General features: G+C 59.9%; 12 protein-coding genes. 4 read left to right on the top strand and 8 right to left on the bottom strand.

Features of this window, described 5'->3' with window-relative positions; all coding sequences use genetic code 11:
* Positions 1-4: 4 nt before the first annotated feature.
* Positions 5-1,087: a phenylalanine--tRNA ligase subunit alpha gene (pheS, locus tag FIU93_RS02515; RefSeq protein ID WP_152504748.1), complete on the bottom strand. Its 1,083-nt coding sequence runs from the start codon at positions 1,085-1,087 to the stop codon at positions 5-7.
* A gap of 473 nt (positions 1,088-1,560) precedes the next feature.
* Between pheS and FIU93_RS02510 the strand changes: the two genes are divergently transcribed.
* Positions 1,561-2,514, top strand: a complete 954-nt coding sequence (locus FIU93_RS02510; RefSeq protein ID WP_031268882.1) for a YihY/virulence factor BrkB family protein — start codon at positions 1,561-1,563, stop codon at positions 2,512-2,514.
* Positions 2,515-2,538: 24 nt separating this feature from the next.
* Here FIU93_RS02510 and FIU93_RS02505 read toward each other — a convergent pair whose 3' ends face one another.
* A complete protein-coding gene (locus tag FIU93_RS02505; RefSeq protein ID WP_152504747.1) occupies positions 2,539-3,456 on the bottom strand; it encodes a LysR substrate-binding domain-containing protein in 918 nt (305 codons plus the stop codon).
* A gap of 133 nt (positions 3,457-3,589) precedes the next feature.
* Between FIU93_RS02505 and FIU93_RS31300 the strand changes: the two genes are divergently transcribed.
* A complete protein-coding gene (locus FIU93_RS31300) occupies positions 3,590-3,727 on the top strand; it encodes a hypothetical protein (RefSeq protein WP_167579506.1) in 138 nt (45 codons plus the stop codon).
* Positions 3,728-3,935: 208 nt separating this feature from the next.
* Here FIU93_RS31300 and FIU93_RS02500 read toward each other — a convergent pair whose 3' ends face one another.
* On the bottom strand, positions 3,936-4,340 hold the full coding sequence (locus FIU93_RS02500) for a tautomerase family protein (protein WP_031268883.1): 405 nt from the start codon (positions 4,338-4,340) through the stop codon (positions 3,936-3,938).
* A gap of 102 nt (positions 4,341-4,442) precedes the next feature.
* Between FIU93_RS02500 and FIU93_RS02495 the strand changes: the two genes are divergently transcribed.
* Positions 4,443-5,282 (top strand): LysR family transcriptional regulator, encoded by an 840-nt coding sequence (locus FIU93_RS02495; protein ID WP_152504746.1) that lies wholly within the window; start codon positions 4,443-4,445, stop codon positions 5,280-5,282.
* Between the two features lie 41 nt (positions 5,283-5,323).
* On the opposite strand, the gene FIU93_RS31655 is transcribed toward FIU93_RS02495, so the two are convergent.
* Both FIU93_RS31655 and lepA read right to left on the bottom strand, forming a co-directional pair.
* Positions 5,324-5,908, bottom strand: a complete 585-nt coding sequence (locus FIU93_RS31655) for an alkylphosphonate utilization protein (RefSeq protein WP_152504745.1) — start codon at positions 5,906-5,908, stop codon at positions 5,324-5,326.
* Between the two features lie 43 nt (positions 5,909-5,951).
* A complete protein-coding gene (gene lepA, locus FIU93_RS02485) occupies positions 5,952-7,757 on the bottom strand; it encodes a translation elongation factor 4 (protein ID WP_022999689.1) in 1,806 nt (601 codons plus the stop codon).
* 236 nt (positions 7,758-7,993) lie between these two features.
* Here lepA and FIU93_RS02480 point away from each other — a divergent pair, with 236 nt between their 5' ends.
* Complete coding sequence (locus FIU93_RS02480; RefSeq protein ID WP_286202397.1) at positions 7,994-8,512, top strand: GNAT family N-acetyltransferase; 519 nt, start codon at positions 7,994-7,996, stop codon at positions 8,510-8,512.
* 17 nt (positions 8,513-8,529) lie between these two features.
* Here the strand turns inward: FIU93_RS02480 and mepA are convergent, their stop codons facing one another.
* The 3 genes from mepA to FIU93_RS02465 all read right to left on the bottom strand — a co-directional run bounded on the left by mepA (position 8,530) and on the right by FIU93_RS02465 (position 11,816).
* Positions 8,530-9,561 carry a penicillin-insensitive murein endopeptidase gene (mepA, locus tag FIU93_RS02475; RefSeq protein WP_209010267.1) on the bottom strand — a complete coding sequence of 344 codons (1,032 nt, stop codon included), beginning with the start codon at positions 9,559-9,561 and terminating at the stop codon, positions 8,530-8,532.
* Positions 9,562-9,687: 126 nt separating this feature from the next.
* Positions 9,688-10,773: a patatin-like phospholipase family protein gene (locus FIU93_RS02470; protein ID WP_022999692.1), complete on the bottom strand. Its 1,086-nt coding sequence runs from the start codon at positions 10,771-10,773 to the stop codon at positions 9,688-9,690.
* A 239-nt stretch (positions 10,774-11,012) separates the two neighbouring features.
* The gene (locus FIU93_RS02465) at positions 11,013-11,816 is read right to left on the bottom strand and encodes an alpha/beta hydrolase (RefSeq protein WP_152504743.1); all 804 of its coding nucleotides are present in this window, start codon (positions 11,814-11,816) and stop codon (positions 11,013-11,015) included.
* Positions 11,817-12,013 lie beyond the last annotated feature (197 nt).

The raw sequence follows: 12,013 nt of genomic DNA, 5'->3' as shown, positions 1-12,013 counted from the left end.
GCGGTTAACTGGACAGACCGCCGAACAGTGTCGGCAGGTCGAGTGGGCGGAAGCCGTAATGCTGGATCCAGCGGACGTCGGCGTCGAAGAAGGCGCGCAGGTCCGGCATGCCGTATTTCAGCATCGCGATGCGATCGATCCCCATGCCCCAGGCAAAACCCTGGTAGACATCCGGGTCGAGGCCGCAGTTGCGGATGACGTTCGGATGAACCATGCCGCAGCCGAGAATTTCCAGCCAGTCTTCGCCCTGGCCGATCTTCACTTCGCCGCCGGACCGGTCACACTGGATGTCGACTTCCATGGACGGTTCGGTGAACGGGAAGAAGCTCGGACGGAAGCGCATCTTGATGTCGTCGACTTCGAAGAAGGCCTTGCAGAATTCCCGCAGCACCCATTTCAGATGACCGAAATGGCTATCCTTGTCGATCACGAGGCCTTCCACCTGGTGGAACATCGGCGTGTGGGTCTGGTCACTGTCGCAGCGATAGGTCCGGCCCGGAATGATGACGCGGATCGGTGGTTCCTGATTGCGCATGGTCCGGATCTGCACCGGCGAGGTGTGCGTGCGCAGCAGCAGCCGTTCGCCGTCTTCCTTCGGATTGAAGAAGAACGTGTCGTGCATCTCGCGCGCCGGGTGGCCTTCTGGAAAGTTCAGCGCGGTGAAGTTCAGCTCGTCGGTCTCGATGTCCGGGCCTTCCGCAATGGAAAAGCCCATGTCGGCGAAAATCGCCGTCAGTTCGTCGATGACCTGGCTGACCGGGTGAATACGGCCGGTCTCCGCCGGTGTTGCGCGCAGCGGCAGGGTGATATCGACCTTCTCGCTGGCCAGCCGTGCTTCCAGGGCCGCTTCCGACAGCACATCCTTGCGGGCGGCGATGGCGTCGGTGACCTTCGCCTTGAGGCCGTTGAGGGCAGGGCCCATCACCTGGCGCTCTTCAGGCGTCATCTTGCCGAGCGTTTTCATCTGCTCGGAAATTGAGCCCTTCTTGCCAAGGGCGGCAACGCGGATGTCTTCCAGGGCGGCTTCGGTCCCGGCGCCTTCGATGGCGGCCAGAAGATCGGATTCAAGTGTGTCGAGGTTGGACATGCGTACTCGGTCGTCGGTTCGCGCGGTGCGCGCGGAGGTGTCGAAACAGAAAGTCGGGGTCTTTTAGCGAATAATGGCGGTGATTGCCACGGCCTCATGCGCATTATTGCGTGAGTTCCCGAAGAGAAGAAAAGCGCCGGAATTAAAGCGCGTTAGCGCGTAAATCGACCGCAGGCGGGGCCCTGCAGCTCGATGAGGCGCACGTCGATCCCGGAAAGAGGCTGAGAGCCACTGCAAAGGCCGGAACGGCGGATATGTGCGGTAAGGTCGCTCATGGGGCGTCAATGTAGCGAAAGGCGAGGAGTTGGCAAGCGGAAAAGGAGAGGCAGCCTTGCGCCTCAATCTGGCCAATGCGTAGCGGCGAGCCCCAGGCACCGGAACTCAATCCCCTCCCGGGCGTTTACCTTTGAACTCCCTGCTGTTTGCCAACGTCCGTGGACAGAAGGGCGTGGGCAGGCAACTGAGGGGGTAACATGGCACGTGGAAGAGATGCGGGCAGTCCGGAAAAGATCCCGCCAATGGGCTGGCTGGATATCAGCTACCGGGTGTGGAACGCGGTCCAGCGCGACCACATCGACCTGATTGCCGCCGGCGTTGCCTTCTACGGTCTTCTTGCGATCTTCCCGACCATAACTGCGTTCACGGCGCTGTCAGGGCTTGTGGTTGAACCTGTCGAGGTCAGCCGTCAGCTTGAAATGATCGAGAACTTTCTGCCGAAGGAGGCGTCGCAAATCATTCTGGCGCAGGCCGCAGATGTAGCAGGCAGCGAGAATGCGGGGCTCGGCTTCGCCTTCGTCATCGGTCTGGGCATCGCGCTCTATTCCACCTCCAAGGGCATGGCCAGCCTCATGGAAGGGCTTAACATCGCCTATGACGAGGTTGAGAAGCGGGGTTTCATTGCGCTGAAAGCCCGAACCTTCGTGATGACGATCCTGCTTGTTTTCGCTCTGGTGCTGGGGTTGGTGTCCGCCCTTCTCCTGCCGGTTGTCTTCAGTTATCTCGCCTTGCCGGACTGGTTGGAGAAGGTCCTGTCATCGGCCCGCTGGATCATTCTGGGATTTCTGACCGTCACCGGTCTTTCCTTCGTTTACAGGTTCGGGCCGTCTCGAACCGATGCCAAATGGAAATGGATCACGCCCGGGGCAGTCATCGCCTGCCTCTTGTGGCTTGCCGCGTCCTACGGGTTCTCGGTCTATGTGGCGAACTTTGCCAGCTACAACAAAACGTTCGGCAGCCTTGCCGGCGTCATCATCCTGCTGATGTGGCTCTGGATTTCGGCGTATATCATCTTGCTCGGGGCCGAATTGAATGGCGAGATGGAAGCGCAGACCCGCCGCGACAGCACCGTTGGTCCGGACCGGCCAATGGGCACACGTGGTGCCGTGAAGGCCGACATACTGGGCAAATCCATTGCAGGTGCCGAGTAGAGGTGCGCTATGAGCGAAAAACGCTCACGCCTCTACCATATCGGCTCCTTTCGGTCTGCCGATGGAGCCTTGCAGCTCTTCCCGCAGCCAGTCGCCGAAAGCCTTCTTGGCCTTTGTCTGAGGGGCGTTTTTACCGCTGACCAGCCAGTAGGCGCTGCCCGTGGCGGGGCGCTCGGGGAAGGGGGCAATCACCTGGCCGGACTTCACTGCATAAACCGCAAGCGTTTCCCAGGCCAGAAACACCCCGTGGCCGGCGATTGCCGCATCCAGGCACAGTGAACCGTCTGAAAAGGTCGGTCCGTCCTGCAGGATGCTCTCATCGAGGCCGAAGAGATCAAGCCAGGTTTTCCAGGTAAACATTTGTCCGGGGTCACGGATGATCGGCAGCTTGCCGATGTCCTTCGGCTCCTTGATCTGTCTGGCTAGCGCCGGGCTGCAGACGGGAAACACCCGCTGGTGCAGCAACTGCTCTGCCTTGACGCCCGGATAGGGTCCCTTGCCGACACGGATACACAGATCGACATCGCTCATGTCCGGATCGACCAGGTCCACCGTCGCTTCCACCCGAACCCGGATCCCCGGATGCATCTTGTTGAAGTTCTTGAGATGCCAAACCAGCCATTTTCCGGCGAAGACCGGGGCAACCGAAATCGTCAGCGCATCTTCCCGCCCGCGCTGGGTGGTGGCGATCGCGGTCGAGAGCGAGGACATGGCGCTGGTCAGATGTGGCTGCATTGCAAGCACATGAGCGGTTGGCAACAGCATACGGTTCTGCCGCTCGAACAGCTGCACGCCAAGCTGGGCCTCGGTCTTGTGAACCTGCTGGCTGACGGCGCCCACGGTAACGCCAAGTTCGTCCGCGGCCGCCTTGACAGAGCCCAACCGGGCGACGGCTTCCACGGCGCGAAGACCGGAGAGGTGAATGCGATTGAGGTTTTTCATTTTAGAAAAGCTAAACTGAAAATCAGAATAAGTCGATTTTTTTAGCGAGTAGTGGCGTCTATATAAGGAGCATAGCTAAATTCAAAGAAGGAATTTGGCCATGCAAAAAACAATAATAAGGAGAATGAAACTCATGATGAAACTGTTTATGCGCCGACACCTGACGGCTCGTCCGGCTTCCGCATATGACCGCACCGACCCGATGTCCCATCCGGCAATCGTGCGCATGTCCCAGCGTGAACTGGCCGACCTTCCGCTCAACCGGCGCTAAGGCTGAAGACCGGCTGAAAGGCCGGTCCCCAAACCTTCCGATCGACCCTCCGCAAGGACAGGCCGGTTGGACAAGACTTCCAAACCAGAAAACGGCGCCTGGGCGGCAAGCCCGGCGCCGTTTCTGTCTTTGGGAGGCAATCCCGCATTTTAGTGCGTTCGCTATCTTGCCTGGTGATCAGGTCGACTGGCTTCCTGTCCGGTTCGGATCAAACGGCGACCGGTTGCCTGTCGGCATATTGCGCGACACCATGGCCGAACGACCAGTTCTCAAGCCTTGTCTCGACCAGGTTGATGAAGATGTCTTCGGAACGGATGCCGACTTCGCGGGCCAGGCCCTTTGCGATCCGGGCAAACAGCGCTTTCTTCTGGTCGACGCTGCGCGTATCGCTGACGGTCAGCTGGATGATGATCAGATCATCCGACCGGTCGATATTCATGAAGTGGCGGCCGAACAGGAAATCTTCGCGTGGATGTTCGGTGATCATCATGAACTTGTCGTCCTGCGGCACGCCGAAGGTCTCGCGCATTGCCTGATAGATCTCGTCCAGGATTGCTGATTTCTGCGCAGCGGTCCTGGAGCCTTTCAGCAGGGAAACATTGGTAAGCGGCATCTTTTCCTCCGTCATTCGATGATGCTGCCAACCTTATTGCCGCATCAAAGATAACAGAAACAAATCTTTGATATTTCAAAAATGATAAATTAGAATGATTGCATGACCGATCTCGACATGGATCTCTTGCGCGCTTTTGTTCGAGTTGCCGAAACAGGCAGCTTTACCCGGGCAGGGCAGATGACGGGGGCAAGCCAGTCTGCTGTCAGCGTCAAGATCAAGAAACTGGAAGACCGTCTCGGCAGCACCTTGCTCAGCCGATCGCCCCGGTCCGTCCGGTTGACGAGCTTCGGTGCTCGTTTTTTAAGTGACGCCCGCAGTCTGATCGACCTGCATGACAGGGTAACTGCCCGCGTTTCAGGTCCTTCCGTTCAAAAGCGGCTGCGGTGCGGTATCAGCGATCACGCAGCGGGTGGCCGCCTCCCGGAGATTATCGCCTCCCTCAGCAAGGCCTTGCCGGAACATCGTCTCCATGTTGCGGTCGGTTATTCCGATACGCTGTACAACGACTTCAAGGCAGGTCTGTTCAGCGCGATCATGGTGCGCTCCGAGGACGTCGAGGGCACGGGTCACGTGGCTTTCGAGGAAAATCTCGTCTGGACAGCCGCCAGGGATTTCACCTGGGAAACCGGTACCCCGTTCCCCTTGGTGGCGCTTTCGGAAACCTGCGCCCTCCGTCGCCTGGCAACTGGCACGCTCAAGGATGCGGGGATCGCATTTGAAGACGCCTTCACCGGCACCGGTGTCGGCGCCATACAGGGGGCGGTCAGCGCAGGGCTCGGCATTGCCTGTCTCGACCGGCGAAATATTCCGGAGGGATGCCGCGAAGTCGGGGAACTCTATCGGCTGCCAGAATTGCCGAAAACAAGGATGACGCTCTTCTGCCGGGAAGACCCGACAATTGTTTCGGCTATCCTTCAGGTCTTCCGGGATGCGGCGTAAGCGCTCTTCCGGGCGCGTTGATCAGCTCAGAAACGAGCTGATCAGGCCTTCTTCACGAACTCTGTCAGGATGACGATCCGCTGGTCGTTTACGCGGCCTTCGATCTGGGAGGCATTGTCCGCAACAAGGGAGATGTTGCGCACTGCAGTGCCGCGCTTGGCGGTGAAGTTGGCGCCCTTGACCTTGAGATCCTTGATCAATGTCACCGTGTCGCCCGCGGCAAGAACAGCGCCGTGCGTATCCTTGTGGACCACGCCGTCGTCACCTTCGCCCGCGCTGCCGCCAAGGCCGGCCTTGGCCCAGGCAAGCGTTTCGTCGTCCAGATACAGCATGTCCAGAAGATCACGCGCCCAGCTCTCGTCCCGCATTCTGGAAAGCATGCGGTAGGCGACAACCTGAACCGGGGGAACCTGGCTCCAGGCGGCTTCGTTGAGACAGAGCCAATGCTTCGGGTCGATATCGGCGGCACCTGAAATCTGGTCGGCACATGTGTTGCAAGCCAGAACCGCCATTTCGGCCGTGCCATCCGTATCGGGGCCGACATCCAGCGGCCGCAGCGCCTCGGTAGCGCCGCAGAACTCGCAAACGTTGCCGGCGCGGTCGGAAAGGGTCTGTTCAATACTCATGGCAAGGCCTTGCTGGGATTGGCGCGGCGCGCCAATCGGTTTCTCACTCGTCCATCTTCAGAGCCTGGATAAAGGCTTCCTGCGGGATCTCGACCTTGCCGAACTGACGCATCTTCTTCTTGCCGGCCTTCTGCTTCTCAAGCAGCTTGCGCTTACGGGTGGCGTCGCCGCCATAACACTTGGCGGTCACGTCCTTGCGCAGGGCGGAGATGGTCTCGCGGGCGATCACGCGGCCGCCGATGGCTGCCTGGATCGGAATCTTGAACATGTGCCGCGGGATTAGCTCTTTCAGCTTTTCGCACATGGCACGGCCACGGCGTTCCGCCTGGCTGCGGTGCACGAGCACGGAAAGCGCATCCACCGGCTCTTCGTTGACCAGGATCGACATCCTGACCAGATCGCCGGCCCGGTAGTCCGAAATCTGATAGTCGAACGACGCGTAGCCCTTGGAGATCGACTTCAGGCGATCGTAGAAGTCGAACACGACTTCGTTGAGCGGCAGGTCGTAGGTTACCATCGCGCGGGAGCCGACATAGGACAGGTCGATCTGAAGACCGCGCCGTTCCTGGCACAGTTTCAGGATACCGCCCAGATATTCGTCCGGCGTCATGATGGTTGCGCGGATCCAGGGCTCGCGGATTTCGGAAATCTTCACCACATCCGGCATGTCGGCCGGGTTGTGAAGTTCGACTTCCGCACCGTCCGTCAGGGACATCTGGTAGACCACCGACGGCGCGGTCGCGATCAGGTCGAGGTCGAATTCGCGGTAGAGACGTTCCTGGATGATTTCCAGGTGCAGCAGGCCGAGGAAGCCGCAGCGGAAGCCGAAGCCGAGAGCTGCGGATGTTTCCATTTCAAACGAGAACGAGGCATCGTTGAGGCGCAGCTTGCCCATGGCAGCGCGCAGATCCTCGAAGTCGTTCGCGTCGACCGGGAAGAGACCGCAGAACACGACCGGCTGAGCCGGCTTGAAGCCCGGAAGGGCTTCCGTGCAGGGTTTCTTTTCCAGGGTGATGGTATCACCGACACGGGTGTCGGCCACTTCCTTGATGGACCCGGTGATGACGCCGATCTCGCCGGCCTTCAGCTCGTCCACTTGCAGAAATTTCGGGGTCATGACGCCGACGCGGTCGACATCATAGGCAGCGCCCGTACCCATCATCTTGATCTTCTGGCCCCGCTTCAGGGAGCCGTCGATGACACGGACGAGCACCATCACGCCGAGATAGGTGTCGTACCAGCTGTCGACCAGCATCGCCTTCAGTGTCGCTTCCGGGTCACCTTCCGGAGGCGGCAGCTTGGAAACGATCGCTTCCAGCACGTCGTCGACACCAAGACCGGTCTTGGCGGAGATCATGCAGGCTTCGGATGCATCGATGCCGATCACGTCCTCGATCTGTTCCTTGATGCGGTCCGGTTCGGCCGCAGGCAGGTCGATCTTGTTGAGAACGGTGACGATCTCATGATCGTTGTCGATGGCCTGATAGACGTTGGCGAGCGTCTGGGCTTCCACACCCTGAGAGGCGTCGACCACCAGCAGTGAGCCTTCACAGGCTGCCAGCGAGCGGGACACTTCATAGGCAAAGTCCACGTGGCCCGGCGTGTCGATCAGGTTCAGCGTATATTGTTCGCCGTCCTTGGCATTGTAGATCAGTCGCACTGTTTGCGCCTTGATCGTGATGCCGCGCTCGCGTTCGATGTCCATCGAATCGAGCACCTGCTCGGTCATTTCGCGGTCGGTCAGCGTGCCGGTCATCTGGATCAGGCGGTCGGCCAGCGTCGACTTGCCGTGATCGATATGAGCCACGATGGAAAAGTTGCGGATGTTGGAAAGCTTCTTCGTCGTCATGGCCGCCCCTTTACCATTGCAATTCGATTTCGCCTAGTAGATTGAAGCCTTCGGGCGTTGAATTCCGGTGCTTTTTTGCACCCTCGGGCGAATGCCGGGTTTCGCCGCTCCGGCAGGGATATGGCGCCTCCGGCAAATGACGTAGCCCGCAGGTGACATTTGTCGTGGCAAATCAACCTCAAAGTGTGATCTAGATTGCATCGGCACTGATGTGTCGAGCAGCCTGACAAGAGAGCATGATGTTGATCCGCAATGCAGAACCGAAGGATGTCCCGTCGATCCTGGCGCTTTATAACCAGGCTGTGCGCGAGACGACGGCTGCCTGGACAAATCGTGAGGAAACGCTGGACGACAGGCTGACCTGGTACGAAGGAAGGGTGAAGCAGGGCCTGCCGGTTCTGGTGGCCGTGGACGATGCAGATACCGTTCTCGGGTTCGCCAGCTTCGGGCCGTTCCGGCCTCGCGAAGGGTACCGTCTGACGGCGGAACATTCCGTCTATGTCGACCCGGCGGCACAGCGGCGCGGCATTGGGAAGGCGCTTCTGGAGCGGTTGGTCGACATTGCCGCCGACATGAAATTACATGTGCTGGTCGGCGTCATCGACGGGGACAATTCTGCCTCCATCGCCCTTCACGAGAAACTTGGTTTTCATGTTGCCGGCCGTCTGCCGGAAGCCGGCACCAAGTTCGGCCGCTGGCTGGATCTGGTCTTCGTTGCCAGGGTTCTGGGGCCGATGCAATCGCCGAACGCCTAGGCGTCACCCAGCCGGTCTCAATTGGCCGTCAGCACCGACCGGCAGTCATTCGGCAGGGCTGCCAGGGCCATGGGCCGTTTCTTGACCACCTTCGGAGGTTCTCCAGGCTTGGGGGGATTTTTGGGAACCCAGGGTTCGTCGGACAGCCAATAGGCAAGGTCCGCGCCACAGCCATCGCCCGGGGGCGGCGGGTTCTGGTTCTTGCAGCCGGCACTGCCTGCAGGGCAGGAAAGGCGTACGTGGAAGTGATAGTGATGTCCCCACCACGGTCGTACCTTGCGCAACCAGGCGCGGTTGCCGCCCTTCTCGAAATCGCACAGAGCCTTCTTGATCGTCGGGCTGACGAAGATGCGTGCAACACGCTGGTCGGATGCGGCGCGCCGGATCAGCCGAGCATGGTCATCTGACCATTTCCTGGGGTCGACACGCCGGTCTGCACCCTTGACGTCCATCGGACCGATCAGCATCGAAATAGCGGAGATGTCTTCGCGTTCCTGAGCGGTCAGGCGCCGGTTCGGCATTTCCGTCAGCCAGATATCGGCGTCGAGGCCAATCTGGTGGCTGGCATGGCCGGATGTCATCGGCCCGCCGCGCGGCTGCGCGATATCGCCGACAAGCAAACCGTTCCAGCCGACCTTGGGGGCATCGCTCGCCAGATCCTTGAGATAATCGATCAGGACAGGGTGGCCCCAATTGCGATTGCGCGACAGGCGCATTGCCTGCCAGGTCGGGCCATCCGTCGGCAGTTCCGCTCCGCCTGCAAGGCAACCCTTGGCATAGGATCCGATCGAGCGGGCCTTCAGTTGAGCTGGTCCGGTGGCGGCGCCGAAATAGTCTCGTGCTGGCTGGTCCCCATAAAGCACCAGCTTGGGCTTGTTCGCGACATAGCCTTCCGGCACATCGCGTTTCTTTACCGGGACAGGCACACCGGCCACCAGTTCGACGGTCGGCGAATAGTCCTCGGAGAAAGGATCGGCCGGTTTGGCTGTCGGTACCGGCGCGGCTGACGCAACGAGACAGGATACCTGGAACGCGGCTGCAAATGCCATGAAGCCGGACACCGAAGGTGCCCAGCGATTTCGCTTGCCTGTTTTCCCCGTTCTCACGTCGAAACCTCGTGCGTCAGTCTGGGTGTTCCGCCGTCGTTGCTCCCGCCGCGACGATCACCTCACTCGTCAGGCAGCATGCACCAAATCGGGTGCTTCCGCATCCGATTCGCTATTATCCACATGCGCCGCGATCATGTCGGCGAACGCGTCGAGGAATACCGTGTTGTCGCGGATCACCCTGTCTGCAGCACCATTCAGCGTGATGATGTTGCCGGGACGGGCATTGTCGATGTCTTCGGCTTCCGGTGGAAGATCGGCGTCGAGCCTGTGATAGGTCACGTTCGGCAGTTCTGCAAAGAGCTGCCGTGCCTGATCGGAGGTCGTCTGGCTTTGCGCGTCGGCCAGGATCGACATCAGCGGCGCGCCCTTGGAGGGCTGCAGCCAGCCGAGGGCACCCCAGCCAACGGCGTCCTTGTAAAGGAACGACCGTGCCGGTGCCCGGCCGGTGCCAAGCGACAGGATGACGATCTCGTCGTCGCCCCAGCCAAGATTGCGGGCTTCCAGATACGCTGCCACTGTCGGGTCTTTCATGAAGACCGTTCCATCGATCAGGGCTTCCTCGCGCCGGCGGCTGAGATTTTCAACGCGTGCCGGTTCGAAATACGAGGGGGTGGCGGTGGTCGCACGCACAGCTTGCCAGAAGTAATAGTCATCCGGCCGGCCGCTGCTGGCTTCAAGGCCGTTTGTCAGGAATACGGGTTTGCGCTGTTCCAGATCGTAGGCGGTCAGGACAAGATGGGTCAGGCCACTGGCCATGGAGGTCCAGCCGAAGCGTTCCTTCAGCAGCTTTTCCAGCGGCCGCGGATCGTAGGTCTCGTCGAACAGGCCAAGCGAACTGGTGACGGTTCTGGCCAGTCGTGCCGAGATTGATGATTTGAAGATTTCCCGCGCGTCGCGTTCGAAGAAGCTGCGCAGCTCATCAATGGTCGCGGCAGGTGCGCCAGCGGTGCCGCCTGGGCGCGGGGCGGATAGGCCTGCAGCAATCAGGCCGCCGGTAGAAGAACCGGCCATCAGATCGAAAACCTGGTGCAGCGGCTCGCTAACGCCGCGCTGGCTCAATCGGCTTTCAAGTGTCTCAAGCAGCCGAAGCGGAATGAGGCCACGAATGCCGCCGCCGTCAATGGAAAGAATAAAACGTTTTTTCTGGGTCATGGGATTCCCCGGGATCGTCGCAATGGAAGGCGCTACATCTCTCCGAGAAGACGGGAGACGCTTTTTGCTTACCTTTAGAATGTTGTCATCAATTGCGACACTGCAATGGCAAAGCGAAAAACAGGCGGACGATTTTTTGAAATTGGCGAGCAAGAAGTTAAACCGACTTCGCTAATCTGCGAAGACCGACCGCAGTTTTCCTTTTCTTGCGACGGCAAGCTGCCTGCCCGGGTGCTGGATCACGAAATATTCACCAGGAAACTGGAAATGGTTTCAACCAGCAGGTCCGGGCATTCCCTGTGAGGCGTGTGCCCTCTTCCTTCCAGGATGACCTTCTGTCCGCCGGTGCTATTGGCGATGTGTTCCGGGTGGCAGGTTGATCCGTATTCGTCCAGTGCGCCGTGGATCGCAAGGGTGCTGCAGCGGACACCGGCAAGCGCATCGTCAAGGGACCAATGGGCGAAGGCGGGCGAAAGCCATGACTCCGTCCAGGCATCCAGCACCCAGCGCGCCTTGTCGCCGTGATAGAGCGCAAGTCTGTCGAACGCGCCGGGATCGGCAAATGCGGTGCGTGCTTCGCGCACACCTTCCAGGGTGCGGTCCTCGATAAGCGCCTGAGCGGCAATCGTGACCAGGGCCGTGACCTTCTCGGGATGCTGTGCGGCCGTATGCACCGCCATGCCACCACCGACGCTGTGCCCACAGGCAACAAATCGCGTGAGGTCCAGCTGCTCGCACAGCGCGGGCACAACCGTTCTGCCTTCATCCGCAATGAAGCTTGCGGGCAGGATGTCTTCGCGCACCGACGACTGGCCGAAGCCGGGCCTGTCATAGGCAATCACGACCCGTCCGCTGGCCACGGCAAGGCGTTCGGGAAAATCACGCCAGAGGGCGATACAGCCAAGAGAATCGTGAAACAGAAGCACCGGCACCTTGCCGGGCAAACGATCTTCAGGTGTCCAGCAGCGAACGTGAACGGTGGAGTTGCCGACCGTGACGGCGCGCGTTTCGACATGGACGGTGCCGGACAAAAGAGTGGTCAAAGAAGAAAACCTTTCCATTCGCATTGAAGGGCTGTGCCGGGAAACGGCGGAACGGTCTGTCAGGATTCGCATGGGGGATGCGGTTTCCTGCCGAGGCTTATCGCAGGCCATGCACCTGCAACAAGCCTCTCTTTTCGAACTAATCTGTCTTGGCTCTTTATCCCGCGCGGTCTTTCGGACTAGGATCGTGCCGATTT

Origin of the sequence: Labrenzia sp. THAF35 (assembly GCF_009363595.1) — a bacterium.
Classification (GTDB): Bacteria; Pseudomonadota; Alphaproteobacteria; order Rhizobiales; family Stappiaceae; genus Roseibium; species Roseibium algicola.
This window is presented reverse-complemented; position numbering and strand designations above follow the sequence as displayed.